Source organism: Baekduia alba (assembly GCF_028416635.1).
GTDB classification, from domain to species: domain Bacteria; phylum Actinomycetota; class Thermoleophilia; order Solirubrobacterales; family Solirubrobacteraceae; genus Baekduia; species Baekduia alba.
Genome location: NZ_CP114013.1, coordinates 3,137,695 through 3,161,996, shown reverse-complemented (window position 1 = coordinate 3,161,996; position 24,302 = coordinate 3,137,695). Strand labels below are relative to the sequence as shown.

Below are 24,302 nucleotides of genomic sequence, written 5' to 3'. Positions count from 1 at the left end.
CTCGAGCACGAGCAGGTGTACCGCTGCAAGTTCTGCGGCTCGTGGCACCGTGCACATCGGAAGAAGCCATGACGCTCGTGTGGCGGTGGAAGACCGTGCGCGATCCGGACCGGCCGTTCGAGACGGAGCACGCGAAATGGGGGAAGCCGCGGTCGATCCCGCATCCGCTCGCCGAGCGCGCAGGTCAGCCGGTACGCGAGCTGTGCCGCGGAGCGAACGGCTCCCGGCTCCTCGAGTTCGAGGACGGGCTGCGTGTGGTGGCGCCGTTCTACTCCGTGGCTCGGGTCGAGCAGGGCGACACGCATGGGCCGGGCTGCGTGTGCGGGGACTGCGAGGCCTACTGGGCGACGAAAGCGGCGGCATGACGACGCTCGTGGAGTGGCACGACTTCGGCATCGGCCCCGCGCTGACGTACGAGGTCAACGGCGCGGTGAGCGCGACGATCACGCGCAGCGAGGCGTACGAGGTACGGGATTCGTCGGAGTGGCGGCGCCTGGTGCTCGCGCGCATCGCGCCGCTCGTCTGGCTGGCGATGCCCGTGCACGACTCGGCGGGCGACCGCTGGCAGCCGCTCTGATGTTCACGTTCACCGTGATCTGTCGTGGTTGCGGCCACGACCAGCCAACCCGGGTGATGGCCCGGTCGGCGACGCATCCGGGCGGCTTTCTGCCCGAGCGGTGCTTGCGCTGCGATGGGGAGGACTTGGTGGCACTGCGGGATCTGACGGCCGCGGAGCTTGAGGAGATCGAGGCCGCGATCGCAGAGAGGAGAACGACGTGATCGGCAAGCCGGGCACACGGACGCTCGTGACGAACCTCGGTCGTGGTGGCCGATGGGTCGTCGTGCAGACCGTGGAGATGGAGTACGGGCCGTTCGACTCACGCGGAGACGCTGAGGAGTTCGAACGCACGCTCAGGGAGACGCCTTCCGTGTCGTGTGAGGGCGAGAACAACACCAACGAGGGAGGTAAGCCGTGAGAGTGCTGATGCTGGTCGGCGTGTACCGCGAGGACTGGGCGAGGAATCCGGCCAACACCATGCCCCTGATTGCCGGGGTAGTCGATGGCGGCACGTGGGAGGTCGAGGGCGAGGAGGACACCGAGCGACGATGGGCGCAGTGCAAGGAGACGTACGACCCGATGGGTGGTGGCTACGAGTGGCGCGAGGTCTGGGTCAACCTCGAAGAGCAGCCGCTGCGCGAGCACTTCCAGATCGGCACGGTGCCCGCGACAGTCGAACCGCCGCGGTCGACGTGAGGCGCCGGCGCGTGCATGGTGGTGAGCAGCTCGCGTTGACGTTGTTCGCCCCGACGAAGTTGATCGCCGCGGACGGGTACGCGCGCCGTGTGACGGCGAGCATGCTCCGTTGGCTTGGGCCTCCTCATGCGTTGAGCTTCGAGCAGGCGTGGGAGCACACGATGCACGACCTTCCGGCCCCGATCGGGTGGCGAGGGGCAGGAGCGCGGGACAAGGCGTCTCCCGTGCTGTTCCTGCGTGCCCGGCTGAAGTTGGCGTGGGAGGATGAGGAGGCTGTGGACTTCGGGTACGCGGACCTCGCGAGCCTCGTGGACCACACGCGGGTCGCGCGGGCCGGGTCGAGCCGTGCGAGTGTTGTGGCATGACCTGGCCGACGACCTGCGCCGCGGTGCAGTGGGACATGAAGGACGAGAGCTACGGGCAGTCCGCAGTCGACGCCGAGATCGGCGACCTGCTTTGGAACCCGAAGGGCGGCAAGGGCCACGTGATCGTGGCCGAGGTGCCGTGCGACGGCGGGAAGCACGACTGCGGCTGTGGAGGCCACATCACCGTGGGTCCGCACACGACGCTGCTCTGCGAGTGCGGCCAGGACGACTCGTGGCGTGACCACCACTACGAGCTGCTCGCGAAGGCCGCGCGCTGAGCCGTGGCTGCGGCCCCGCCGCCGGTGACAGGAGGGAACCGGCGACAGGGCCCGTGCGGAACTATGCCCGCGAATTATTCCACCGACTATTCCTGCGAGGATCAGACGATGAGCGAGAACGCGGAGATCGAGGGGCTGCGCGCCATCGCCGGCCCCGTGGACATCCACACGCCCGGGTGGTCCGAGGAGGACACGGCGCCGCTCAGCTACGGGATCGCCGTGAGCTTCCTCGACGGCGACATGGTGATGGTCCAGGCCAAGGAGGCGGGCTACGACCTCGGAGAGCTGCTCGCTGGCGCCCGCGCGGCGATCGAGCAGCACCGCGAGAAGTTCACGTCGTAGCCGCGACGTAGCCTGCGCCGCAATGTCGGCGTTCAGCAAGAAGTACAGCGACGAGCAAGTCCACGTGATCGTCTCCGCGATCCTCGACGGTGTCGAAGGACAGCCCGGGAGCGGCCCGCAAGGCAAGGGCACACCCGCGCTCGACCAGCCGATGACCGCACGCGAAGCCGTGAAGGCCGCGGCCGAAGGACGCCTCCCCGGGCTCCCCGCGTTCCCGTTCAACCTCAGCTCGGCACGGAACTACGCGCAGCTCGAGCGCCGCGACCGAGCAGGCAAGACCCCGAACCGGCTGGACCGCAAGCAGCCCGACGAGATCAGCGCCGCGTTCTACCGCCGAGCGATCCGCGCAGCCGAGAGCACCGCGCGCCGAATCGAGGCGAACATCAGCAAGGGCAAGGGCTCCGAGCGAGACGCGAACGCGCTCCTCGACCTCGCCGCGAAGGTCGACAAGCTGTCCAAGCAGCGCATGACGAGACCCGCGAGCTCAGCACCTCCAGGGGGCGGGCAGGCTGGCGGAGACCAGGACGTCGGCGCGACGACACGCGAGCCACAGGACTTCGCAGCACAGCTCGCAGCGCAGAGCCGCGCAACCACAGCCCCGAGCGACCAGACGCCCCAGAACACCCAGAGCACAGAGAGACCACCAACGCCCGGACCAGAGATCGATCGCGAACCAGAACGCGAAGAGAAAGAGAACGAGGACCGGTTTCTCGTGGGCGTGGAAAGTTCTTCTCCCGCTCCTTCGCGTCTTGCGGCTGCGCAGGCGTTGCTGTCTGCGGGGGGCTGAGGCCGGGGCGTGGAGGGCCGCGCTGTCGCGTAGCCGGTCACAGGATGGGCGTGAAGCCTTGTCCTGTATGGGTTTGTAATCTGTCCCGATGACAGGTGCGGTGGTGCTGGCTGGCCCTCCCCCCACCCCCTGAGCGCGTTTGGGGCCCCATCCGCGCATGTGACTCCGGAGCCTTGTTCCCGTGGTTGTTGCCTCTGGGTGTCTGCGGGAGGCGGCGGGCGCCGGGGCGGCTCTCGGCCTGGTGGTCGGCTAGGGCTGGGGGTCCGGTTCGCCCGCTGGGGGCGGGGGTGGTTTGGGGTCGCCGCGGAGGCCGGCTAGGTAGCCGAGGTGGTGGGCGATGGCGAGGCGCATGAATTCGCTGCGGCTGATGCCGGCGGCGTGGGCTTCGCGGGTGATGGCGGCGTCGAGGTCGTCCGTTAGCCGGATGGTGGTCTGCCGCACGTCGGGGACGGTATCCGCTTGTGGTGCGACATGTTTTTTTGGTGGGTTGGCCATCGGCGTGGTGGATCGTTCGGGAACGATAGACCGATACCGTGGGCGGTGTCGGTGGCCGTGTGTCTTAGTGGGTGGGTGTCGTTCGGTGCTATTTGCGAGTTTTTTGGGGTTGGTGGGTGGCGTGTGGTCGGTGGGGTGCTGTTGAGTGGTGGTGGTCTTGCCGGGATTAGGAGAGGACGGTGGGGAGGTGGATCAGGTGTCTCAGGCGCAGGCGGCGGAGTTGTTGGTGGTTGCGCGTTCGATGCGTGCTGCGGGTGCGCGGTTGTTGGCCGAGGACGCGGGTGATCGCGTGGGTTCGGGGATGTTGAAGTGGGCCGATCGCTGTGAGGTGGTGGCTGGGCGGGCGGCGCGGAGGTTGCGGCTCGTCGATGGGGACGAGTCGATGGAGCGGGCGGGTTAGCTGCGGCGGCGGCGTTTGGGTTGGGGTTGCTCGAGGTCGGTGATCTCGGCTGGTGCGTCGGGCATGTGGGCGCCGGCGGGGAGGATGTCGAAGTGGTCGAGGAGGAGGTCCATCTTCGATTCGAGGCGGGCGATTTCGGCGCGGGTGGCTGGTGTGGTGTCGTCGGTGGAGGCGGGTTGGATGAAGTCTTGGGTGCTGATGCCGAAGGTTTCGCTGATGCGGAGGATGCTTGCGAGGGCGGGTGCGGCGTTCTCGCGTTCCCAGTTGCCCCAGTTGCGGATGTCGACGCCGACGAGCTCTGCGGCTTGGCGTTGGGTCAGGGGCGGGTCGTGCTCTTGGCGGAGGCGGGTGAGCAGTGGGCCGATACCTGCGCGGACCTGAAGTTTTCTCTGTGCCACGGCGCGAATGTACCCGTCTCCCATGGGACTGTCGAGAGACGTTGATAGGGCGAAGGCGCCCTGTTAGAGTCCTATTGCGTAGCGTCCAATCGAGGACCCTCAGGGAGGGATCAGGGTGGCAGCCCAGGAGTTCGGGAACGTGGTCCAGTTGTTCGGTCCGCGGCGTGGAGGTGGTGCGCGGCGGTCGCGGCCGCAGGAGCCGCGGGTGACGAAGAAGCAGGTCGCGGCGCATTTCGATGTGAGCACGAAGACGATCGAGCGGTATATGGCGCGGAAGGTGGATCCGCTGCCGTTCGAGAAGCCGTACGAACGTGGTGCGGTGCGGTTCGTGCTGACGGAGGTTGAGGCGTGGTGGGGGCGGGCGTCGGCGCAGGCGTTGTGATCGTCAGCGAACGCGCTGGACGATCGTTCGAGGCACGCTGACCGCGACGGCACTATTTTTGTGCGGTGCTCCGTTCAGCGATCACGGCTGTCGCGTTCTTCGCGCTTGCGGGCCCGGCGTCGGCGTCGTGGTCGCCGCCAGGCGCTTCGCAGCAGGGGATGCTTCAGTCGTTCCTGCCGGTGGCGCGTGTGTCGTGGCCCGGGTCGGCGTGTGCTGGCCGCGAGGTCGTGCAGCTCGACGCGGACGCGGCGTTGGACGTTGCAGATGCGGAGACGTTGCAGGCTGGGGATCGGAGCGCGGGGCGGGCGCTCGCGGGGTCGTGCACGATCGAGATGCGGCACATCACAGATCCGTGGATGTTCTGCTCGGTGCTCGTGCACGAGGAAGGGCATCTCGCCGGGTTCGGGCACACGGGGGCGGTCGGGGAGTCGCAGGCGCCGGCGGGCGAGCTCGCGGCCGTGATGCAGCCGGTGATGGCCGGATTTTTTCCGGCTTGCGATCGTCGTCTTACGGCGGCGTCGACGGACTACCGGGGCCGTGCGGTGCGTTGGTTGTGGGCGGCGTTGCCGGGGCCGTATGGGCGTTGGGTGATCGGGTGCGCGTGGGGTCGCTGTGCTGCGCGGGATTCGCTGAGGTTGTGGAGGACGCGCGTCTACCGCTATCGGCTGGATCGGGGGACGGGGTTCATGGTCGAGGGCCCGTTGCGTCGGCCGTACGGCTCTGAGGGCTAGCTAAGCGTCTCCCCGGTGTGTAACCTGCCCGACTGGCAGACCACGAACCGGGGAGGTCCGGGTGGCGAAGAAGGGCAGCGGCGCGATGAAGCGCGTCGCCGAAGGCATCTACAAGCGCGGCGACGCGTATCTCGTGCCGATCTACCATGCCGACCTGAACGGGCCGGGCAAGGGCGGCAAGCGCTGGCACAGCCTGACGAACTGCGGGCCCGAGTGCGAGCACGACCAGATCGTGGATCTCGGGACAGCGAAGAGCGCGAAGCGTCAGCTTGAGGAGATCAAGCGGCGGGCGCGCGGTCGTGGTGTCGCGAAGACGGTCGGGCAGTGGGCGGGGTCGGAGCCGGGCGAGATGCCGGAGTGGCTGACGTTGTTCCCGCGTAAGACGGAGGGGACGATGCTGCACAACGCGGCCCAGGTGCGCGGGTTCGCGCGGAAGTTCGCCGGCACGCCGTTGAAGTCGCTGGCGAAGGACGAGGTCTGGGAGTGGTGCGCGATGCACCCGTCGACGGTCAAGGAGATCCGCGCCTGTCTGAACGACGCGATCAAGTTCGGCCTGCTCGAGGAGAACCCGCTTGAGCACTACAAGCTCGGCGATCGCCGCGGCCGGCAGGATATCGAGACGCTGACCGTGCAAGAGCTTGACGAGCTGCTGCTGCCGACCGCTCGTGAGGAGTGGGGCGACTACGGCGCTCGGGTGGAGGCGATGATCGAGGTCGCGGCGTGGACGGGGCTGCGGCCGGGCGAGTTGTTCATGTTGTCGACGCAGCCGGGCAGCGATTTGAATGGTGGCCGTGTCAACTACGTGGACTTGAAGGCGGGGTTCATCGACGTGCAGTGGCAGTGGAACCAGCGGACGGGGAAGGTCGCCTGGCCGAAGTGGGACAGCATGCGGCAGGTCGTGCTGCTGCCGCGGGCGCGCGCTGCGATCGAGCGGTTGCCGGAGAGCGCGGACGGGTTCTTGTTCACGACTCCGAAGGAGGCGCGGTTCACGCAGCGGATGTTGCACTACTACTGGGACCCGGTTCGGCGTGGTCTCCTGCGGAAGTTGCCGGAGTCGCACTGGCTGCCGCAGCGTGTGGGCGAGAAGGGCCCGCGGGGGCACTTGGACTTCTACGAGCTGCGGCACTATTTCGGGACCGCGCTCGCGCAGCCCCCGGTGGGGATTCCGGCGGCGTCGCCGTACGAGATCATGGACCAGATGGGGCACAAGGATCTGGCGGTGACGCTGCGCGTCTACGTCCATGTGAAGAACCGGGACGTGGTCAACAACCTCGCCGCGTCGTGGGGTGGGCACGCGCCGCGGGTGCGTGGCGCCGCATAAGCGTGCTGTCACGGATCGGTCACGTGCCGTCGCTGGCGGCGCGTAGGGGCTGGTGCTGTCGGTCCTCGTAACCTTCCCAGTCCAGGTACGACGAGGTCGTGACGCCCTACACGTCGGCCTTCCTGACCGGCGCCAACGTCACGAACATCACGCTCCAGAGCGGCTGCATCCTGGATCTCGGCGAGCACCTGTCGATGCCCTACGACCACATCGCGGCGCGCCACGTGCTCAACGCGCTCGACCCGGCGCACACGCAGACGCCGCTGTGCACGCCGATCGTCCCGGCGGTGGGCGGCTAGTTGTCAGCCCACGACCGGCAGCGTGAGCAGCCCGGGGTCGGCCTGGCTGGTGGCGATCGTCACCGCGGCCGGCACCGGGCTGCCGCGGTAGGCGGCGTCGCTGCCGGCGATCACCAGGCGGATCCGGTGGCCGGCGGCGAAGCGGTGCACCAAGGCTGGCAGCGTGACCTCGACCGGCGCCACGAGCGACGCCGGGCGGATCGGCGCGACCAGCCGGCCGGGCTGCGTGACCGTGCCGTCGGGCGCGACGTCCTGGATCTTGAGGAACAGGGTGGGGGAGCCGGCGGCCAGCGCCGAGACCTTGACGTGGACCTTCGGCGCGCCGACGACGTCGGTGTCGCCCAGCAGCGGCGCGCTCGTGTACTGCGCGTAGGTCCCGGGCACGTCGAGGAGCGGCACGTCCTGGCTCAGCGCGCTGATCTCGGTGACCGACGTCGGCGCGCCAGCCGGCGGCGTGATCAACGAGGCGCTGCCGCGGCTGACGTCGCGCTTGTCGGTCGCCAGCGTGCCGGTCCCGGAGAGCATCCACCGGCGGCTCGTCCCGGCCGGGTAGGCGTCGGCGTGGCCGTAGGCCGGCGCGGCGTCGCCGCTGTAGGGCACCCAGTCGCGGAAGTAGCTGAAGTCGAGCGCCGGCGCGTCGGGCGCGTCCTGGAGATAGTGGCCGAGCCATTGCTCGACCACGCGGCCCTCGGCGGTCGGGCTGCCGTCGGCGTCGACCGGCGAGTAGCCGCCGTTGCCGTCGCCCAGCTCGCCCGGCGCGGGCGTGCTGCTGGAGTGGCCCCAGGACTGCCACACGAGCTTGACCGGCGTGCCCAGCCGGCGCAGCGACGTGTAGGTCGCGACCGACTCGTCGAGGTTGAACAGCGTGTCGGCCTCGCCCTGCAGGAGCAGGGTGGGGATCTTGATCCTCTTGACGTAGGTGCTGACCGAGGCGTGGCGCAGCAGCGCGAGCGTCTGGGCCGAGGGCTGGCCCGTGGCCGCGGCCTGGAGCACGCCCGGGCAGACGCGGTCGTCGAAGTTGGGGCACGTGCTCAGGTCGCGGGTCGGGTCGGCCTGGATGTTCTGGAGCCCGTCGGCGATCCCGAGCGCGGTGAACAGGACGGCCCACTGGTACTTCGCGACGCCCGGGGTCGAGGACGTGACGCCGGACGTCAGGTCGGCGTTGTTGGGCGTCAGCGAGTAGGCGAGGTCGTTCCACGTGATGATCGGGACGATGGTGTCCACGCGCGGGTCCTGGCCGGCGACCGCGTACTGGATGTGGCCGCCGTAGGAGCCGCCGATCATCCCGACGCGCGGGTCGCCCGGCCCGTCGAGCCGAACGTCGTCGAGGCGCGTGCCGTCGGTCGCGGTCTTGGTCCCGCCGAGGAACGACACGAGCTGCGAGCCGGCCTTGCCGTCCCAGTCGGGGTCGTCGAGCTCGATCTTGCAGGCACTGCCGCCGAAGCCCAGCCCGGAGTAGCTCAGGACGACGTACCCACGCTGGGCCAGCGCCTCGGCCATCGCCTGCTGATCGTCCTTGGAGCCGCCGAAGCCGTTGGTCGTCAGGACCGCCGGCGCGGGCGTCGCCGCGGTCGCGATCGCGGGCGTGTAGAGGTCGCCGACGACGTCACAGTGCGTGTCGTCGTTCGGACCGACGACCGTGTCGAAGTGCAGTGTCCGTACGCTGAAAGGCAGTCCCTCCGCGGCAACCCCCGTCGCCGGCAGCACCCCCGCGAGCGCGATCGCGATCGACAGCAGCCTCCCCAGACCCGTCCGCATGAGCCTCACCTTGTCACGATCCACACGACGATGCGCCGGTTGTCGGTGCAGTGGGTCATGACGGCCGAGGAGACACCGCCGACCACCGTCGACCCGCACGTCGACCACGCGTTCGAGGGCCGCCGCGCCGACGCCGAGGAGGACGAGGGCAAGCGGCTGCGCAACGGCATCATCTCGCTGGTCGTGTTGGTGGTCTTGGTCGGCGCGCTGCTGCTCGCGGTGCCGGGCCTGCGCGACGTCGCCGACAAGATCGCCGACGTCAACCCGCTGTGGATCGCGCTGGCGGTCGGCCTGGAGATCCTGTCCTGCGTCGGCTACGTGCTCGCGTTCCGCATGGTCTTCTACCGCGTGCCGCGGCTGCTGGCGATCCGCGTCGCGCTGTCGGAGATGGCGTTCGGCGCGGTGCTGCCGGTCGGCGGCGCGGGCGGCATCGCGGTCGGCGCCTGGGTGGCCAAGGCCAAGGGCGGCTCACTGCGGCGGTTCATGGAGCGCTCGGCGGTCCTGTTCCTGCTGACGAGCGGCATCAACGCCGCGACGCTCGCGCTCGCCGGGATCCTGGTCGGCGTCGGCGTGCTCCACGCGCCGCATCAGCTCTTGTTGGGGTTGCTCCCCGGCCTGATCGCGGCCGGCGGCATCGCGCTCTTCTGGTTCGTGCCGAGCGTCGCGGCGCGCTTCGTCCTCGTCGAGGACTCGGGCCGCTTCGTGCGCTGGCTGCACACCACGGGCCGGGTGGTCGGCGACGCCAAGGACGAGATCCGGCATCCGAGCTGGCGCCTGCTCGGCGCGGTCGGCTACCTGTGGTTCGACATCGCGATGTTGTGGGTGTCGTTCCGGGCGTTCGGCGACGCGCCGCCGGTCGGCGCGCTCACGCTGGCGTTCCTGATCGGCTACCTCGGCAACGTCCTGCCGGTGCCGGGCGGGATCGGCGCCCTGGACGGCGGGCTGACCGGCGCGCTCGTGCTCTACGGCGCCGACCCGGCGTCGGCCGCCGCGGCGGTGCTCGTCTACCACGCGATCGTGCTGTGGATCCCGACGCTGCTCGGGACGCTGGCCTTCCTGCGGCTGCGCCCGACGCTCCACGAGCCGATCGTGCTCGGCCCGGAGCGACGGGCGCGCCGCCGGTTCTTCAACTAGCCCGCGCGGGGCTAGTGGGCGGTGTACTGCTTGACCTGGCTCTGGACGAGCGTGATCAGGTCGCCGAGCGCGATGTTGGCGTCGACCAGGTGCAGGCCCCAGGTCGCGTCGGGCAGCGGGTGGAGCACCGGCGCGCCGGTCTGGCCGGTGATCTCCAGGACGTTGGCGCCGCCGTCGCTCGAGCACCGGCCGGTGTAGGCCTGCGCCTCGACCCACGGCGTCGAGACCTGCGGCTGGGGTAGGCCGACCTGCGTGGTCAGCGCGCCGATCGTCGTGCCGGGCGCGAAGGGCGCGCTCGGGAACAGCGAGGTCAGGGGCGCCGACCCGCCGCCCAGGGCGGCCGGGTTGGTGCACAGCACCTCGGTGCTCTTGGTGGGCTTGCCCTGGACGACGGCCGGCGAGGTGTCGGAGCGGCCGAAGACGGCCTTCTCGGGCGGCGTCGCGTTGAACGTGGAGAACGCGACGACGCACCGCAGCTGCGTCGGCGCCCGGCAGGCCTTGACGTTGTCGAAGTCACCGCCCTTGTCCGAGCCCTTCTCGACCAGGACGTTGCCCCCGAGCAGGATCGCCGAGACGAGCTGCCTACGGACCTTCGCGTTGCCGTCGATCTCGTCGGCGATCAGCTGGCGCAGGACGAACGAGCCCTGCGAGTGGCCGATCAGGACGACGCCGCGACCCTTGTTGTACTTCTTGAGGTACTCGCGCCACGCGGCGCGGACGTCCTGGTAGCCGGTCGCGCGCATCTTGGCGGTGACGCCCGCGGGCTTGAGCAGCCCCGCGAGCGTGATCTGGCGGTACATCGGCGCGTAGATGCGGCAGGCGCTCTCGTAGCGGGCGGCCTGGTACAGCGCGATCGAGCGCTCCTCGGGGTCGACCTTCCTGGTGGCCTGCAGCGTCTTCTGGTCGGAGACGGTGGGGTAGACGTAGAAGCAGTCGACCTTGGGGTGCTTGGGCTTGGCGGGCGTGAGCGTGCCCTGCGGCGCGCCGGTCGGGTCGATCACGGTCGTGCCGAGACCGGGAGCGCACGGGTTGCTGGCCAGGCCCGGCTTGCAGAGCCAGGTGGTGGACGCCGAGGCGCCGGAGACGCCGAGGGCGAGGAGCAGGAACGCGGCGCACGAGAGCGCGACCGCGAGGGAGCGTCGGGACATCGCGCGATCCTAACCGCGGTAGGACGGGCCCGCGTCGGTTTCGCGCAGCGGCGGACCGGGCTACCGCGACAGCGCGGCCTGCAGGACCTGCCGGGCGATCGGCGCCGCGGCCTTGCCGCCGGCGCCCGCGCCGACGAGCATCACGCCGACCGCCACCTGCGGGTCGATCGCGGGCGCGAAAGCCACGAACCACGCGTCGGTGTTCTTGGGGTCCGACGCGCCGTTGCCGGTGAAGCGCAGCTCGGCGGTGCCGGTCTTGCCGGCGACGGTCACGCCGGGCAGCGCGGCGGCCGTCCCGGTCCCGCCGCGCACGACGCCGACCATCATGTCGCGGACCTGGCCGGCGACCTTGACGCTGACCGCGCGCTTGCGGATCACAGGGTCCTCGCGGACCGCGCGCGGCTTGGCCCGCAGGCCGTGGGCGCCGATCGTCGCGCCGACGCTCGCCATCCCCAGCGGCGTCGCGAGGTCCTTGTTCTGGCCGATCGCGGCCGAGCCGACGTTGATGGCGTCGGGCAGGTCGGTGGGGATGGTGTTGGGCTTGGCGACCGGGATGCGCGGCGTCTCGTTGAAGCCGAAGGCCTCGGCGCGCGCGACGAGCTTCTTGGCCCCGACCTTGACGCCCAGCGGCGCGAAGACCGAGTTGCAGGAGTCGGCGAACGACTGCGACAGGCTGCCGCCGCAGGACTCGTTGGAGGCGTTGGCCAGCTTGACGCCGCTCAGCGTCGCCGAGGTCTGCACCGGGTAGCTCGACGACGGCGTCGCGGCGCCCGACGCCAGCGCCGCGCTCAAGGTGATGATCTTGAACGTCGAGCCGGGCGGCTGGGGCGCGGAGACCGCGATGCCGGCCAGCGCGAGCACGTTGCCGTTGCGCGGGTTGACCACCGCGACGCCGCCGAGCTTGCTGCCGAGCGCCTGGGTGGCCGCGCGCTGCAGCTTGCCGCTCAGCGTCGAGTGCACCGACTTGCCGGCGTGGGCGGGGACCTTGGCGATCGTGCGCTGGCCGAACGTCAGCTCGGCGCCGTCGGTGCCGGCGAGGCGCTCGCGGTAGCGGGCGCGCAGGCCCTTGGCGAAGATGTTGAGCGTCGGGTCGTCGACCAGCGCGCCGCCGGCCGACGTGCGGACGCTGGCCTGGTGGGCGGCCTGGAGCGTCTTGCGCCGCGGCGCCTCGCCGGTCCGCAGGCCGGGCAGGCGCAGGGTCGGGTTCCAGCGCACGCCGTCGTCGGCGACCGGGAGCTTCAGCGTCCCGCGCATGGTCGGGAACTGGCGCGAGGTGACCGTGACCGGGACGGTGACGGTGCCGCCGTCGGGGTCGTCGGCCTTCCCGACGGCCTTGGCCTTGACCGCGGCCGCGGTGTCGGCCCGCTTGACCAGCTCGTCGAAGCGGGCGCGCGGGTACTTCTTCTGCGACGTGCCGTCCAGCGCCTTCCACATCGCGGCCTCGTCGCGTGCCGCGTAGGCCTTGGCGAACGCGGCCGCGCGGTCGCGCTGGCGGTCGACCTCCTGGCGGTGGCGGACGAAGAGCGCGACGACCCCGAAGACCACCGCGACGAGCGCGAGCGGGACCAGGAGCGCCAGCGGGTTGCGTCGCCGGCGGCGGTGGCCGTAGCCGCCTCCGGCCCGGTGCCCGGGCTCCAGCCAGGGCACGCCGGCGCTGCGCCGCGGCGGGGCCGAGGCGAACATGGAGCGTCGGCGGCGACGGCGGCGTGGCACTCGCTCCTGTCTATCGCGTCCCGGTCGCGCGCGCGACGGTCGCACGCTGACATGCGCCCACGCGGGTTGTAGGCTCGTGATAGATCTGCGGGTGCGAGTCAAGCCAACCGGCACAAGAAGCCGGGCCGCGTTGGCGCCACCGTACTAAGGCATGAGCCGAGCCGAGCGCCTTGCCAACCTCGCCGGCGTCGTCGTCCCGTTCGCGGGCGTCCTCGTCGCCATCGTCCTGCTGTGGAACTCCTGGGTCGACTGGATCGACCTCGCGATCCTCGCCGTCATGTACGTCGGGACCGCCATGGGGGTGACCGTCGGCTTCCACCGGCTGCTCACCCACCGCTCGTTCCGCGTCGACCCGTGGCTGGAGCGCTCGTTCGCCGGCCTCGGACAGCTCAGCGTGCAGGGCTCGGTCCTGGACTGGGTCGCCGACCACCGCAAGCACCACGCGCACACCGACGAGGAGGGCGACCCGCACTCCCCGCACGTCGGCCACGGCAGCGGCCTGGGCGGCCTGTGGCACGCGCACACCGGCTGGCTGATGGAGACCCAGGGCCAGGCGGACTGGAAGAAGTACGCGAAGGACCTCTACGAGGATCCGAAGATGAAGCGGATCGGCCGGCGCTTCCCGCTCTACGTCGTCGCGTCGCTGCTGATCCCGACGATCCTCGGCTACGTCCTGCACGGCTTCACGTGGCAGGGCGCGGTGGAGGGCTACGTCTGGGGCGGCCTGGTCCGGATCTTCCTCGTCCACCACGTGACGTGGTCGGTCAACAGCGTCTGCCACTACTTCGGCTCGCGCCGCTTCGACATCGAGGACAAGTCCACCAACGTGTTCTGGCTGGCGCTGCCGTCGCTGGGCGAGTCCTGGCATCACAACCACCATGCCTTCCCCCGCTCGGCGCGCCACGGCCTGAACAAGTGGGAGATCGACCTCTCCGCGCTGATCATCGCCGGCCTGGCCAAGGTCGGCCTCGCGCACGACGTCGTCGTGATTACGCCGGAGCGCCAGGCGGCGAAGGAGCTGGCGCCGGCTCCGCCGACGCGTCGCTCGAAGATCCCGGCGTAGCGGGCCGCCGGTCCTCCGGCATCGGCGGGATCGGCTTGGCCTTGCGGCCGGCGTGGCGGATCGGCGCGGAGGCGCGGATCTCCTCCAGCAGCCGGACGGAGAGGTCGTTGGCCGACTCGCCGGGCTGGCGCGGGCCGCCGGCGGGCGCGAAGAAGCGCACCTGCACGTGCGGGCGCGACTTCGGGAACTTCGGGATGTCGACCGTGCCCTGGACCGTGCAGCAGACGATGTGCGCCTCGGGCACGGCGTCGGCGAGGCGGCCGAAGCCCGACCGGGCGCGCAGCGTCCGGCCCAGCGAGCGCGTGCCCTCGGGGAAGACGCCGATGCAGCGGCCGCCGCGCAGCTCCTCGATCGCGCGGTCCATCGCGTGGGCGTCGCCCTTGCCGCGCTCGATCGGGATCTGGCCCATGCCGTCGAGGATCCTGCCGAGGCCCGGCTTCCACAGCGACGACTTGGCCAGCGCGCAGATCTGGCGGCGCGGCAGGCCGGCGATCCCGATCGCGATCGGATCCCAGTAGCTGTCGTGGTTGCCGGCCAGCAGCGTGGGGCCGGACGGCGGCAGGTGCTCGAGCCCGGAGACCTCGAGCCGGCCCCACCAGCGGACGGCGGGGCTGCTGACGGCCATGACGAAGCGGTAGGTGGGCGACGCGGTGGACATGACCACCATCTTGCCCGATCAGCGCTGCGTGGAGTCCACGCGCTGCAGCTCGGAGCGGTGCGCCCGCGCCGCCGTGGCGCGCGCCGCGGTGGCCTTCGCCGCCGTCGCGGTCCAGTCCACGGGCGTGAACGGCAGCTTCAGCGCGGCCTGCCACGTCGACGAGTCGGTCGTGCCCGACACCGCGATCCCGTTGGCGGTCTGCACCGCCTGCACGGCGGCGATCGTCGCCGCGTCGTACTTGCCGGTCACGGTGACGGCGGGGTACGTCGCGGTCAGGTGCTCCTGCAGCCAGATGACCTCGTCGCCCTTGGCGCCCTTGCCGAGCGCCGGCCAGCCCGGATCGGGCTCGACCGACGGCGCCGGCGCGGGCTCGTCCAGGACGTTCCAGTGCGCCTGGTCGGTCGCCTGCCACGACCACCACGACAGCCCCTGGGCGCCGTAGGCGGCCCAGATCTGGCGGAAGCGCCGCAGGTCGGTCGCCGACGGGTTGTCGTAGGTCTGCCCGAGCGGCGCGATCGGCGTGCCGTAGATGCGGTTGTGCGCGAGCGTGTGCGCGCTGATCGTGTCGACGCTGCCGCCGATGTCCTTCCAGTAGGCCTGCGGCATGTTGACCTGCGCGCCGCCGGCCGGCGCGAGGAACACCGAGTAGGGCAGTCCGGGGTGGTAGTCGACGTAGGGGAACGAGGTCAGCCCGACCGGATAGGACGCGCCGACCGCCGCCCGCAGCGCCGTCATGTAGGTCTGCGCGGCCGCGTACCGGCCCTCGTACTGGGACTCGGCGTCGATGACCAGGCAGTCGGCGCCCGCCTGCGCAGCGGCCGCACCGATCGCCGCCTCGCCCGCCGGCGCGCTCCCGTAGACGAACTGCCACGCGCAGGCCTTCAACCCGCGCTGGTGCAGCGCGCCGACCAACAGCGGTGAGAACTGATCCCACGCCGTCGTGCCGTCGCCGGCCTTCACGTAGACCGTGCCGACGTGCGCGGCGGCGGCGCGCGCGGCGATCGCGTCGACGTCGCCGCCGTCGGACTTCTCCAGCTGCCAGATCCACATGCCGTCGCCGCGGAAGGCGGCGGGCAGCGTGCCGTCCACGCGGGCCGGGGCCGTGACCGGCTTGGGCTCGGGCAGCACGGTGATCTTGACGAGGTTGGACCTGCGTCCCGCGGCGTCGCGCGTCGTCACCGCGACGCTCCCGGGCCGGACCCCCGGCGGCACGCGCGCGACCCAGCCGGCCGCGCCGCGGTGCAGCTTGGTCGCGATCGCGCCCTTGGGCCAGCGGAACGTCACGCGCATCCCGAGCCGCAGCCGCGTCCCGCTCAGCTGCACCTGCTTGCCGACGCGGACCGCGACGCCCGCCTTGCAGCTCGCGGCGGCGACGGGGACGCAGCGGATCTTGGCGAGCTTGGGCGCGCGGGTCGCCGCGGACGCGGGGCCGGCGGCAACGAGCGCGCAGAGGAGGGCGACGGCGAGGGCGAGACGGCGCATCGCGGGTCGAGACTACGCACGGCGCCTGAAGTTGCGGTCCGCCGTTCAGCCCGCGACCACCCAGACGGCCCGCGCGCGGACGACCTCGCGGTCGCCGACGGTGAGGCTGAGGGTCGCGCGGTCCTTGCCGTCGTCGCCGAGGATCGGCCCGATGTGCTTCAGGAACGCGCCCTGGTTGGGGAAGGGGGAGAAGGGCATCGCGGCCGGCCGTACCCCACAATGTTGAGCGGTATGAGCGACGACGCCACGCCGGTCCCGTTCGGCAACTACCAGTACGAGATCTACCTCCAGGGGCTGGCCGGTCAGACGCCGGACCTGCCCGTCGCGTGGGACGCGCTGGAGCGCGCGGCGGCCGCCAAGCTCGACGAGGGCGCGCGCGGCTACGTCTTCGGCGGCGCCGGCTCGGAGGACACGCAGCGCGAGAACGTCGAGGCGCTGGCGCGCTGGCGGATCGTGCCGCGGATGCTTCGCGACGTCTCCACGCGCGACGTCCGGACGACGGTCTTCGCCACCACGATGCCCGCGCCGGTGCTGCTGTCGCCGGTCGGCGTCCAGTCGATCATCCACCCCGAGGGCGAGCTGGCCGTCGCGCGCGCCGCCGGCGAGCTCGGCGTCCCGATGGTCGCGTCGACCGCCTCGTCGCACACGTTGGAGGACATCGCGCAGGCCGGCGGCGCCGGCGCGCCGCGCTGGTTCCAGCTCTACTGGCCCAAGGACGATGACTTGACCGCGAGCTTCGTCGGCCGCGCCGAGGCCGCCGGCTACGAGGCGATCGTCGTCACGCTCGACACGCCGCTGCTGGCCTGGCGCCCGCGCGACCTCCAGGGCGCCTACCTGCCGTTCCTGAAGTCCGTCGGCATCGCCAACTACCTCGCCGACCCGGTCTTCCGCGCCGCGCTGGCCAAGCCGCCCGAGGAGGACCCGCAGGCCGCGGTCGGCCACTTCGTCGGGCAGTTCAGCAACCCGGCGGCGACCTGGGACGGCATCGACAGGATCCGGTCGCTGACGCGGCTGCCGATCGTCCTGAAGGGCATCAACCACCCGGACGACGCCCGCGAGGCCCGGGCCCGCGGGGTCGACGGCGTCCTGGTGTCCAACCACGGCGGCCGCCAGGTCGACGGCGCGCAGGCCGCGATCGACGCGCTGCCCGGCGTCGTCGAGGCCGTCGGCGACGACCTGACGGTCCTGTTCGACAGCGGCATCCGCAGCGGCGCCGACGTGCTGAAGGCCATCGCCTTGGGCGCCGACGCGACGCTGGTCGGCCGGCCCTACCTCTGGGGCCTGGCGCTGGCCGGCGCCGACGGCGTCAAGACCGTGCTGCGCTCGCTGCTGGCCGAGCTCGACCTGACGCTCGCGCTCAGCGGGCACCGCGCGCTCGACACGGTCGGGCCGGAGATCCTGGCGCGCCGCTCGGACTAGAAGGTCGCCCGGAGCGCGTCGCGCACGGCCGCGTCGCGGGCGGCGGCCTCCGCGTCGGTCCAGCGCCACGCGACCGGGCCGTCGAGCGCGAAGGTGGGCTGGCGGTGGTCGGCGATGGCGTCGACGTCCAGCCGCACGGCCGCCACGCCCGCCGCGTCCTGCGCGATCACGCGCGCCGTGCCGTAGGCGGTGAAGGCCGTCCCGGCGGCCATCACCGACAGCGCCGCGGCCGGGCGCGCGCGCAGGAAGGCGAGCGAGGCGCGCCGGGCGCCGAGCCCCAGGACGATCGCGCGCGGCCCGGCGCGCAGCGCGGTGGACACCGGGATGGCGTGCGGCGCGCCCATCGCGTCGGTGGTGCAGAGCACCGCCGCGGTGCCCGCGTCCCACTCGGGCAGCTGCGCGAGCGCGCCGGGCATGGCCTAGGCGTTGACGCGGTCGCGCCAGGCGACCAGCTCGCGGAGCTGGCCCAGGTCATAGCCCTTGCCATCGCCGCCGATGCCGACGATGACGTGCTCGACGCCGGCGGCCACGAGGTCGTCGACGTGCTCGAGGACGTTGTCGTCGTCCACACCCCAGGTGCGCTCGATCTCCGACGGGTCGCGGCCGACGGCGGCGCAGTGCTCCAGCAGGATGTCGTTCTTGGTCTTGAACGCCTCGGCGTCGCCGAAGGAGTGCCACATGTCGGCGTGCTCGGCGACGAGCCTGAGGGTGACCTTCGGGCCGCTGCCGCCGATCAGGATCGGCAGCCGGCCGACCGGCGGCGGGTTGAGCTTGGCCAGCCGCGCGCGGATCCGCGGCAGGTCGGCCTTGAGGTGGCGCAGCCGGAACGGCGCGTCGCCGAACTCGTAGCCGTACTCGTCGTAGTCGCGCTGGAACCAGCCGGCCCCGATCCCGAGGATCGCGCGGCCGCCGGAGATGTGGTCGATCGTGCGGTGGGCGTCGGCCACCAGCTCGGGGTTGCGGTAGGAGTTGCAGATGACCAGCGCGCCGATCTGCGCGCGCTCGGTGACCTCGGCCATCGACGCGAGCGTCGTCAGCCCCTCGAAGTGCTTGCCGTCGGGCTCGCCGTAGAGCGGGTAGAAGTGGTCCCAGTTGAAGATCGTGTCGGCGCCGAGCGCGTCGGCTTCGCGCCACGCGGCGCGCATCCCCTCGAAGTTGGCGTGCTGGGGCTGGACTTGGACTCCTACACGTACGGGCACTGGGCGCTCTCCTCGTCGCTGGCTCGAAGACCCAGCCACCGTAGCGCGCGCCCTTCGTCACCCAGGCCGGGTGACGACGCCTCACCCGCGCCCGCCGCAGGATCGTCCTCCCGACCCCGAACACCGGAGGAACCGTCGTGAGCGATCTCATCGCCATTGCCTACAAGGATCTCGCCACCGCCCAGCAGGTCACGGTGAACCTCGCCGAGGCGCAGAAGGCCCATCTCATCGACCTCGACGACCTCGTCATCGTCGAGCGCCAGGACGACAAGATCAAGCTGCACCAGCCCTCGCTGACCGGCGCCGGCGCGCTGGGCGGCGCGGCGTGGGGCGGCCTGATCGGCCTCATCTTCCTCGTGCCGTTCTTCGGCATGGCGATCGGCGCCGCGAGCGGTGCGATCGCGGGCAAGATGAGCGACTCGGGCATCGACGACAACTTCATGAAGGACCTCGGCACCAAGCTCGAGCCGGGCGGCGCGGCCGTGATCGGGCTCGTGCGCTCGATCAACGAGGAGAAGATCCTCGAGAACGTCAAGATCCCGGGCGAGCTGATCCAGACGTCGCTGACCGACGAGGCCGAGCAGCCGATCCGCGACGCACTCGCACGCGCGGGCAGCTAGGACATGGCCGACGCGATCGGCCAGGTCCTGTCGTTCGCCGTCGGCGTCGCGATCAGCCCCCTGCCGATCATCGCGGTCGTGCTCATGCTCGCCACGCCCAGCGGGCGGCTCAACGGTCCGGCGTTCCTCGGCGGCTGGCTCCTCGGGCTGGCCGCCGTCGGGACGATCGTCCTGATCGCCTCCAGCGGCGCGGACGCGACCGACGCCGACGGCGCGCCCGCGACGTGGGTCAGCTGGCTGAAGATCGTCCTCGGCGTGCTGCTGCTCGGCGTCGCCGTCAAGCAGTGGCGCGGTCGCCCGCGCGCGGGCGAAGAGGGCACGCTGCCGGGGTGGATGAAGACGATCGACACGTTCACGCCCACGCGCTCGGTCGCGATGGGCGTCGCGCTGTCGGCGATCAACCCCAAGAACCTGCTGCTGACCATCGGCGCCGCCGCGGCGATCGCGCAGACCGGCGCGTCGACCGGCTCGCAGGCCGCGGCGCTCGCCGTGTTCGTCGTGGTCGGCGCGCTCGGGCCGGGCATCCCGGTCGCGATCTCGGTCGTGATGGGCGACCGGGCACGCCCGATCCTGGACGAGGTCAAGGCGTGGATGGGCGCCCACAACGCCGCCATCATGTCGGTCATATGCCTGGTCATCGCGGCGAAGCTCGTCGGGGACGGAGTCATCGGTCTGGGGAGCTGATCGGTGGGATTCCTGTTCGGGTCGCTGCACGGCTACCGCCGTGGCTGGCTGCGCGGCGACCTGATCGCGGGGCTGACGGTCTGGGCCGTCCTGGTCCCGGAGGCGCTGGCCTACGCGACGATCGCGGGCGTCTCGCCGGTCGTCGGCCTGTACGCGGCGCCGCCCGCGCTGCTGCTGTACGCGATGTTCGGCAGCTCGCGCCACCTCGTCGTCGGCCCGATGTCGGCGACCGCGGCGCTGAGCGCGGCGACCGTCGGCGCGCTCGTCGCCGGCTCGGGCCACCACTTCGTCGCGATGACCGCGGCGCTGGCGCTCACGACCGGCGCGGTCGCGCTCTTCGCCGGGCTCGCGCGGCTCGGCTTCCTGGCCAGCTTCATCTCCGAGCCGGTGATCAAGGGCTTCATCGTGGGGCTGGCGCTGACGATCATCGTCGGCCAGGTCCCCAAGCTGCTCGGCGTCGACAAGGAGAGCGGCGACTTCTTCGAGCAGGCGTGGGGCGTGATCAAGCAGTTCGGCGACGTCGACCCGCTGACGGCGTGCGTCGGCCTGGGCTCGCTGGCGGTGGTGCTCGCGCTCAAGCGGCTGGTCCCGGCGGTGCCGGCGTCGCTCGTGGTCGTCGCGCTCGGCGTGGTGGCGGTCGAGGCGCTGAGCCTCGACGACCACGGCCTCGAGATCGTCGGCCACATCGACGCGGGCCTGCCGGCGTTCGGCGCGCCCGACGTGAGCTGGCACGACATCGGGGCGCTGGTCGCCGGGAGCGTCGGCGTCATGTTGGTGGGGTTCGCCGAAGGGCTCGGGGCGGCGCGCACCTACGCGCAGCGCGAGCACTACGAGATCGACGCGAACCGCGAGCTGCTGGGGCTGGGCGCGGCGAACCTCACGTCGGGCCTGAGCAGCGGCATGGTCGTCAACGGCAGCCTGTCCAAGACCGCGGTCAATGGATCGGCCGGGGCGCACACGCAGCTGTCGGGGCTGATCGTCGCGGTGCTGACGGTGGTCACGCTGCTGCTGCTCACCGGCCTGTTCGAGTCGCTGCCGGAGGCGACGCTGGCCGCCGTCGTCATCGCCGCCGTGATCGAGCTGGTCGACCTGCCGGCGATCGCGCGGATGCGCCGCGTCTTCGCCGGGCGGACGGTGGGCCGCTTCGCGCTCGCGGCGCGCCCGGACTTCCTGGCGGCCGTCGCCGCGATGCTCGGCGTCCTGGTCTTCGACACGCTCCCCGGGCTGTTCATCGGGATCGGCGTCTCGCTGCTGCTGCTGCTCTACCGCGCGGCGACGCCGCACATCGCCCAGCTCGGGCTCGTGCCCGGCAGCGACGGCCAGTACGGCGACCTGCGGCGCCATCCCGAGAACCGCTCGCCCGACGGCGTCGTGGTCCTGCGCATCGAGAGCGGCCTGTTCTTCGCCAACGCCGACGCCGTGCGCAAGCGCATCCTGAGCGCCGCCGCGATGCCCGGGATCCACGCGATCGTGCTCGACGGCGAGGCGATGCCGTTCATCGACCTCACCGCGGCGCAGCGGCTGGAGGAGGTCGGCGCCGACCTCGAGCGCCGCGGAGCCCGGCTGCTGCTCGCGCGCGACGTCGGACGGGTCCGCGACGTCCTGCGGCGCACGGGCGCCGAAGGCGACGTCGCCCGCGTCCACCCGACGATCCAGGACGCGGTCGACGCCGCGAGCGCCTTCGTGCAGAAGAACGGATAGGCAAAACGCGACAGGATGTGATCGGCGCTGGAATTCGCCCCCGTGGCTGGGAGATCATGGGCGACATCCACTCGGCGACCGAAGGCTCAGCGATCTCGCTGCACCGCGCGCCCATCGCGCGCACCGACCTCGTCGCCCGCCTCGGCGAGGCGGTGGGTGCCGGCGGGATCGCCGTGCTGGCGGCCGAGCCGGGCACCGGCAAGACCGAGGTGCTGGCCCAGTGGCGCGCCGCCGCGCCGGCGCGGCTGCCCGTCGTCGCGGTCGACGGCGCCGCGCCGCGCACCTGGGCGGCCGGGCTGCGGTCGGTGCGCGAGCACGCGGCCGGGACCGAGGCCGTCCTGCTCGTCGACCATGCCGATCGCCTGCCGCCCGCCTACCTCGGGCTGCTCGGCGACGCGCTGGTCGACCGCGGGCGCGGGCTCGGCGTCGTCCTCTCCGGCCGCCGCGATCCCGGGCTCTGCCTGATCGAGCTGCGGCGCACCGGCCCCGTCGAGGAGCTGAGCGGCGAGGACCTCGCCTGGTCGGCCGCCGACGTCGCCGACGCGTTCGCGCGCTGGGGGCGGCCGCTGCGCGACGCCGACGCGGCGGACCTGACCTGGCGTACCGACGGCTGGGCGGCCGCGGTGCGGCTGGCGGCGCTCGTCGGCCCGCAGGTCCTGGACGCCGACACCGGCCCGCTGCGCGACTACGTGCTCGGCCCGGCGCTGGCCGACGTGCCCGAGGACCTGATCTCCGCCGCGCTGCGCCTGGCGCTGGCCGACGAGGTCGACGAGGTCATCGCCGAGCTGCTCGCCCGGCCCAGCGGCGGGGCGGCCGCCCTCCTGCAGACGCTGCGCCTGCGCCGGCTGTTCGTGCGGCCCGCGGGGGACGGCGACGCGCTGCGCTTCCACCGGCTGTTCGCCCAGGTCGCCCGCCGCGAGCTCTCCGCCCGCGACCCCTCGACGGTCAACGAGCTGCGCCGCCGTCTGCGGCGCCACCTCGGCGCCGGGACGACGGGCGCGCTGCCGCCCACCGGGCCGCCGTCGGCGGTCGTCGACGCCGCGATGGAGGACGACCTGCTGGCCGCGCACGCGGTCGAGCTGCTGCTCGAAGGCGTGCTGGACCGGCCGTCGCCGGCGGCGCTCGCCGCCCTGCCGCGCGCGACGCCCGCCGGCCGGGCGGCCGCCGCGCTCGGGCTCCTGGTCGCCGGCGACCTCGCGACCGCTGAGCAGGTCCTCGACCTCGACGCCGCACCGGACGCCGGCGCGGTGCCCGGCGACGTCCTCGCGGTCGCGGTGCTGCTGCGCCATCGCCGGCGCGGCGACCGCGCGGCGCTGGCCGCCGCCGCCGAGGCCCTGCCGGTCGGCGGCGACGCGGACCGCGGGCGGCGCGCGCTGGCGTTCCTCGAGCTCGGGCTGCTCGACCACGACCTCAACGACCTGGCGGCGGGAGAGGAGCACCTCCAGCTCGCGATCAGCCTGGCCGAAGGCGCCGGCCGACCGGCGCTGACCGCGCGGGCCCGCGCCGGCCTGGCCCTGCTCAGCGCGTCGGCCGGCCGGCTGCGCGACGCCACGCGCCTGGCCGAGGCCGCGACCGCCGGGACGATCGCCGCGCCGCGCGACGCCCGCGTCCGCGCCGCGCTGGCCCGTTCCGAGGTCGCGCTGCTGCGCGACGACATCGTCGACGCGCGCGCCTGGGCGGCGCGCGCCCGCGCCGCCGCCGGCGGCACCGACGACCTGACGCTGTGGCTCGACGTGCTGTTCTGGGAGATCGCGACGCTCGACGCGCTCGGCGACGACGACGCCGCGTCGGCCCGGTTGGCCGAGGCGCGCGACATCGCGCGTCGCGCCGCCTACCCGGGCGTCTACGCGACGGCGCTGGAGATCTATCGCGGCCGGCTGCTGGAGCGCGACGGCCGCGTGGCCGAGGCGCGCCGTGTGCTGGACCGGCTGGACCCCGCGCTCGATCCGACCGTCGCGATCACCTACGCGAGCAGGCAGCTGCGCGCCGGCGCGCCCGACGGCGCGCTCGCGGCCGTCGGGCCGTGGCTGGCACACGACGCGTCGAGCGTCGCCTCGCTGCGGATCTGGCTGCTGGTCCTGCACGCGGTCGCGCTCGGCCAGCTCGGCGACGACGACCAGGCCCACGCGTCGCTGGAGCAGGCGCTCGCGGTCGCCGAGCCCGAAGGGATGCGGCGGCCGTTCGCCGACGAGAGCGTGCGGATCGGGCCGCTGCTGCGCGCGCACCAGGCCCACGGGACCGCGCACGCGGGGTTCGTCGTCGAGCTGCTGGACCGGATCGGCGGCGCACGACCGGCGCCCGAAGGCGAGCTGCGGGCACCCCTGACCGACCGCGAGCGCGTCGTGCTGGGCTTCCTGCCCGCGGCGATGACCGCGACCGACATCGCCGACGCGCTGATCGTGTCGGAGGCGACGGTGCGAACGCACTTGCGCCACATCTACGCGAAGCTCGGCGTCAGCGGGCGCCGCGAAGCGGTGCGCCGGGCCCGCGATCTGCGCCTACTCAGCCCCGAAGACGCGTAAATCGCTGCAAAAGCGCTGCAAAACCGGGCGCTCACCGGTTTTCGGTAGGTAAATCATCCCTTTTGGATGACGCGGCCGGAGAGGGAAGCTGAGTGAATCGGGCGCGAATGCGAGAGCCGAAGGACCCAGGGTCCCGCACCCCCACCGC

General features: G+C 72.2%; 29 protein-coding genes. 19 read left to right on the top strand and 10 right to left on the bottom strand.

Annotated elements, in window-relative coordinates:
- The first annotated feature begins 68 nt into the window (after positions 1-68).
- From DSM104299_RS15940 to DSM104299_RS15905, 8 genes are all read left to right on the top strand, one after another.
- Positions 69-365, top strand: a complete 297-nt coding sequence (locus DSM104299_RS15940; RefSeq protein ID WP_272472623.1) for a hypothetical protein — start codon at positions 69-71, stop codon at positions 363-365.
- A complete protein-coding gene (locus DSM104299_RS15935) occupies positions 362-577 on the top strand; it encodes a hypothetical protein (protein ID WP_272472622.1) in 216 nt (71 codons plus the stop codon). Before DSM104299_RS15940 ends, DSM104299_RS15935 begins: the two co-directional genes overlap by 4 nt.
- Positions 577-780 (top strand): hypothetical protein, encoded by a 204-nt coding sequence (locus DSM104299_RS15930; RefSeq protein WP_272472621.1) that lies wholly within the window; start codon positions 577-579, stop codon positions 778-780. The genes DSM104299_RS15935 and DSM104299_RS15930 overlap by 1 nt, the downstream gene beginning before the upstream one ends.
- On the top strand, positions 777-977 hold the full coding sequence (locus DSM104299_RS15925) for a hypothetical protein (RefSeq protein ID WP_272472620.1): 201 nt from the start codon (positions 777-779) through the stop codon (positions 975-977). The genes DSM104299_RS15930 and DSM104299_RS15925 overlap by 4 nt, the downstream gene beginning before the upstream one ends.
- 2 nt (positions 978-979) lie before the next feature.
- Complete coding sequence (locus tag DSM104299_RS15920) at positions 980-1,255, top strand: hypothetical protein (protein ID WP_272472619.1); 276 nt, start codon at positions 980-982, stop codon at positions 1,253-1,255.
- A 361-nt stretch (positions 1,256-1,616) separates the two neighbouring features.
- Positions 1,617-1,898 carry a hypothetical protein gene (locus DSM104299_RS15915; protein ID WP_272472618.1) on the top strand — a complete coding sequence of 94 codons (282 nt, stop codon included), beginning with the start codon at positions 1,617-1,619 and terminating at the stop codon, positions 1,896-1,898.
- Between the two features lie 108 nt (positions 1,899-2,006).
- Positions 2,007-2,240: a hypothetical protein gene (locus DSM104299_RS15910; RefSeq protein WP_272472617.1), complete on the top strand. Its 234-nt coding sequence runs from the start codon at positions 2,007-2,009 to the stop codon at positions 2,238-2,240.
- A gap of 22 nt (positions 2,241-2,262) precedes the next feature.
- Positions 2,263-3,027 carry a hypothetical protein gene (locus DSM104299_RS15905; RefSeq protein WP_272472616.1) on the top strand — a complete coding sequence of 255 codons (765 nt, stop codon included), beginning with the start codon at positions 2,263-2,265 and terminating at the stop codon, positions 3,025-3,027.
- 249 nt (positions 3,028-3,276) lie between these two features.
- On the opposite strand, the gene DSM104299_RS15900 is transcribed toward DSM104299_RS15905, so the two are convergent.
- Positions 3,277-3,468 (bottom strand): ribbon-helix-helix domain-containing protein, encoded by a 192-nt coding sequence (locus DSM104299_RS15900; protein ID WP_272472615.1) that lies wholly within the window; start codon positions 3,466-3,468, stop codon positions 3,277-3,279.
- Between the two features lie 450 nt (positions 3,469-3,918).
- Positions 3,919-4,344, bottom strand: a complete 426-nt coding sequence (locus DSM104299_RS15895; protein WP_272472614.1) for a helix-turn-helix domain-containing protein — start codon at positions 4,342-4,344, stop codon at positions 3,919-3,921.
- A gap of 181 nt (positions 4,345-4,525) precedes the next feature.
- Between DSM104299_RS15895 and DSM104299_RS15890 the strand changes: the two genes are divergently transcribed.
- From DSM104299_RS15890 to DSM104299_RS15875, 4 genes are all read left to right on the top strand, one after another.
- Positions 4,526-4,702, top strand: coding sequence for a hypothetical protein (locus tag DSM104299_RS15890; protein WP_272472613.1), 177 nt, complete (start codon positions 4,526-4,528; stop codon positions 4,700-4,702).
- 65 nt (positions 4,703-4,767) lie between these two features.
- Positions 4,768-5,433, top strand: a complete 666-nt coding sequence (locus DSM104299_RS15885) for a hypothetical protein (protein WP_272472612.1) — start codon at positions 4,768-4,770, stop codon at positions 5,431-5,433.
- Positions 5,434-5,494: 61 nt separating this feature from the next.
- A complete protein-coding gene (locus DSM104299_RS15880) occupies positions 5,495-6,754 on the top strand; it encodes a tyrosine-type recombinase/integrase (RefSeq protein ID WP_272472611.1) in 1,260 nt (419 codons plus the stop codon).
- Between the two features lie 98 nt (positions 6,755-6,852).
- Positions 6,853-7,053, top strand: coding sequence for a hypothetical protein (locus tag DSM104299_RS15875; protein WP_272472610.1), 201 nt, complete (start codon positions 6,853-6,855; stop codon positions 7,051-7,053).
- A gap of 3 nt (positions 7,054-7,056) precedes the next feature.
- Here DSM104299_RS15875 and DSM104299_RS15870 read toward each other — a convergent pair whose 3' ends face one another.
- On the bottom strand, positions 7,057-8,811 hold the full coding sequence (locus tag DSM104299_RS15870) for a CocE/NonD family hydrolase (RefSeq protein WP_272472609.1): 1,755 nt from the start codon (positions 8,809-8,811) through the stop codon (positions 7,057-7,059).
- A 30-nt stretch (positions 8,812-8,841) separates the two neighbouring features.
- Here DSM104299_RS15870 and DSM104299_RS15865 point away from each other — a divergent pair, with 30 nt between their 5' ends.
- On the top strand, positions 8,842-9,945 hold the full coding sequence (locus DSM104299_RS15865) for a lysylphosphatidylglycerol synthase transmembrane domain-containing protein (protein WP_272472608.1): 1,104 nt from the start codon (positions 8,842-8,844) through the stop codon (positions 9,943-9,945).
- 11 nt (positions 9,946-9,956) lie between these two features.
- On the opposite strand, the gene DSM104299_RS15860 is transcribed toward DSM104299_RS15865, so the two are convergent.
- Together DSM104299_RS15860 and DSM104299_RS15855 are read right to left on the bottom strand one after the other, a co-directional pair.
- A complete protein-coding gene (locus DSM104299_RS15860; RefSeq protein ID WP_272472607.1) occupies positions 9,957-11,093 on the bottom strand; it encodes a DUF3089 domain-containing protein in 1,137 nt (378 codons plus the stop codon).
- Positions 11,094-11,153: 60 nt separating this feature from the next.
- Complete coding sequence (locus DSM104299_RS15855) at positions 11,154-12,776, bottom strand: penicillin-binding transpeptidase domain-containing protein (RefSeq protein ID WP_272472606.1); 1,623 nt, start codon at positions 12,774-12,776, stop codon at positions 11,154-11,156.
- Between the two features lie 181 nt (positions 12,777-12,957).
- Here DSM104299_RS15855 and DSM104299_RS15850 point away from each other — a divergent pair, with 181 nt between their 5' ends.
- Positions 12,958-13,869 carry an acyl-CoA desaturase gene (locus tag DSM104299_RS15850; RefSeq protein ID WP_272472605.1) on the top strand — a complete coding sequence of 304 codons (912 nt, stop codon included), beginning with the start codon at positions 12,958-12,960 and terminating at the stop codon, positions 13,867-13,869.
- On the opposite strand, the gene DSM104299_RS15845 is transcribed toward DSM104299_RS15850, so the two are convergent.
- The 3 genes from DSM104299_RS15845 to DSM104299_RS15835 are packed head-to-tail and all read right to left on the bottom strand — an operon-like array spanning position 13,796 to position 16,207.
- A complete protein-coding gene (locus DSM104299_RS15845) occupies positions 13,796-14,527 on the bottom strand; it encodes a lysophospholipid acyltransferase family protein (protein ID WP_272472604.1) in 732 nt (243 codons plus the stop codon). The two genes, DSM104299_RS15850 and DSM104299_RS15845, sit on opposite strands and share 74 nt — an antisense overlap.
- Positions 14,528-14,545: 18 nt before the next feature.
- Positions 14,546-16,009, bottom strand: coding sequence for a peptidoglycan-binding domain-containing protein (locus tag DSM104299_RS15840; protein WP_272472603.1), 1,464 nt, complete (start codon positions 16,007-16,009; stop codon positions 14,546-14,548).
- A 45-nt stretch (positions 16,010-16,054) separates the two neighbouring features.
- A complete protein-coding gene (locus tag DSM104299_RS15835; protein ID WP_272472602.1) occupies positions 16,055-16,207 on the bottom strand; it encodes a hypothetical protein in 153 nt (50 codons plus the stop codon).
- A 33-nt stretch (positions 16,208-16,240) separates the two neighbouring features.
- Between DSM104299_RS15835 and DSM104299_RS15830 the strand changes: the two genes are divergently transcribed.
- On the top strand, positions 16,241-17,428 hold the full coding sequence (locus DSM104299_RS15830) for a lactate 2-monooxygenase (RefSeq protein ID WP_272472601.1): 1,188 nt from the start codon (positions 16,241-16,243) through the stop codon (positions 17,426-17,428).
- On the opposite strand, the gene DSM104299_RS15825 is transcribed toward DSM104299_RS15830, so the two are convergent.
- Positions 17,425-17,844, bottom strand: coding sequence for a pyridoxamine 5'-phosphate oxidase family protein (locus DSM104299_RS15825; protein WP_272472600.1), 420 nt, complete (start codon positions 17,842-17,844; stop codon positions 17,425-17,427). The two genes, DSM104299_RS15830 and DSM104299_RS15825, sit on opposite strands and share 4 nt — an antisense overlap.
- A 3-nt stretch (positions 17,845-17,847) precedes the next feature.
- Entirely contained in the window at positions 17,848-18,627 is a 780-nt protein-coding gene (locus DSM104299_RS15820) for an LLM class F420-dependent oxidoreductase (protein ID WP_272472599.1), read from the bottom strand.
- Between the two features lie 137 nt (positions 18,628-18,764).
- Between DSM104299_RS15820 and DSM104299_RS15815 the strand changes: the two genes are divergently transcribed.
- The 4 genes from DSM104299_RS15815 to DSM104299_RS15800 are packed head-to-tail and all read left to right on the top strand — an operon-like array spanning position 18,765 to position 24,154.
- Complete coding sequence (locus tag DSM104299_RS15815; protein ID WP_272472598.1) at positions 18,765-19,247, top strand: DUF1269 domain-containing protein; 483 nt, start codon at positions 18,765-18,767, stop codon at positions 19,245-19,247.
- A gap of 3 nt (positions 19,248-19,250) precedes the next feature.
- On the top strand, positions 19,251-19,931 hold the full coding sequence (locus DSM104299_RS15810; protein ID WP_272472597.1) for a GAP family protein: 681 nt from the start codon (positions 19,251-19,253) through the stop codon (positions 19,929-19,931).
- Between the two features lie 12 nt (positions 19,932-19,943).
- Complete coding sequence (locus tag DSM104299_RS15805) at positions 19,944-21,632, top strand: SulP family inorganic anion transporter (protein WP_349294574.1); 1,689 nt, start codon at positions 19,944-19,946, stop codon at positions 21,630-21,632.
- A 56-nt stretch (positions 21,633-21,688) separates the two neighbouring features.
- Positions 21,689-24,154 (top strand): LuxR C-terminal-related transcriptional regulator, encoded by a 2,466-nt coding sequence (locus DSM104299_RS15800; protein WP_272472595.1) that lies wholly within the window; start codon positions 21,689-21,691, stop codon positions 24,152-24,154.
- Positions 24,155-24,302 lie beyond the last annotated feature (148 nt).

Excerpts from the sequence above, each read along its gene's own strand:
- DSM104299_RS15830 (WP_272472601.1), top strand. The coding sequence starts at position 16,241 with ATGAGCGACGACGCCACGCCGGTCCCGTTCGGCAACTACCAGTACGAG.
- DSM104299_RS15840 (WP_272472603.1), bottom strand. The coding sequence starts at position 16,009 with ATGCGCCGTCTCGCCCTCGCCGTCGCCCTCCTCTGCGCGCTCGTTGCC.
- DSM104299_RS15910 (WP_272472617.1), top strand. The coding sequence starts at position 2,007 with ATGAGCGAGAACGCGGAGATCGAGGGGCTGCGCGCCATCGCCGGCCCC.
- DSM104299_RS15865 (WP_272472608.1), top strand. The coding sequence starts at position 8,842 with ATGCGCCGGTTGTCGGTGCAGTGGGTCATGACGGCCGAGGAGACACCG.
- DSM104299_RS15940 (WP_272472623.1), top strand. The coding sequence starts at position 69 with ATGACGCTCGTGTGGCGGTGGAAGACCGTGCGCGATCCGGACCGGCCG.
- DSM104299_RS15825 (WP_272472600.1), bottom strand. The coding sequence starts at position 17,844 with ATGCCCGGCGCGCTCGCGCAGCTGCCCGAGTGGGACGCGGGCACCGCG.
- DSM104299_RS15870 (WP_272472609.1), bottom strand. The coding sequence starts at position 8,811 with ATGCGGACGGGTCTGGGGAGGCTGCTGTCGATCGCGATCGCGCTCGCG.
- DSM104299_RS15860 (WP_272472607.1), bottom strand. The coding sequence starts at position 11,093 with ATGTCCCGACGCTCCCTCGCGGTCGCGCTCTCGTGCGCCGCGTTCCTG.
- DSM104299_RS15930 (WP_272472621.1), top strand. The coding sequence starts at position 577 with ATGTTCACGTTCACCGTGATCTGTCGTGGTTGCGGCCACGACCAGCCA.
- DSM104299_RS15915 (WP_272472618.1), top strand. The coding sequence starts at position 1,617 with ATGACCTGGCCGACGACCTGCGCCGCGGTGCAGTGGGACATGAAGGAC.
- DSM104299_RS15810 (WP_272472597.1), top strand. The coding sequence starts at position 19,251 with ATGGCCGACGCGATCGGCCAGGTCCTGTCGTTCGCCGTCGGCGTCGCG.
- DSM104299_RS15800 (WP_272472595.1), top strand. The coding sequence starts at position 21,689 with ATGGGCGACATCCACTCGGCGACCGAAGGCTCAGCGATCTCGCTGCAC.
- DSM104299_RS15855 (WP_272472606.1), bottom strand. The coding sequence starts at position 12,776 with ATGTTCGCCTCGGCCCCGCCGCGGCGCAGCGCCGGCGTGCCCTGGCTG.
- DSM104299_RS15845 (WP_272472604.1), bottom strand. The coding sequence starts at position 14,527 with ATGTCCACCGCGTCGCCCACCTACCGCTTCGTCATGGCCGTCAGCAGC.
- DSM104299_RS15895 (WP_272472614.1), bottom strand. The coding sequence starts at position 4,344 with ATGGGAGACGGGTACATTCGCGCCGTGGCACAGAGAAAACTTCAGGTC.
- DSM104299_RS15835 (WP_272472602.1), bottom strand. The coding sequence starts at position 16,207 with ATGCCCTTCTCCCCCTTCCCCAACCAGGGCGCGTTCCTGAAGCACATC.
- DSM104299_RS15850 (WP_272472605.1), top strand. The coding sequence starts at position 12,958 with ATGAGCCGAGCCGAGCGCCTTGCCAACCTCGCCGGCGTCGTCGTCCCG.
- DSM104299_RS15935 (WP_272472622.1), top strand. The coding sequence starts at position 362 with ATGACGACGCTCGTGGAGTGGCACGACTTCGGCATCGGCCCCGCGCTG.
- DSM104299_RS15905 (WP_272472616.1), top strand. The coding sequence starts at position 2,263 with ATGTCGGCGTTCAGCAAGAAGTACAGCGACGAGCAAGTCCACGTGATC.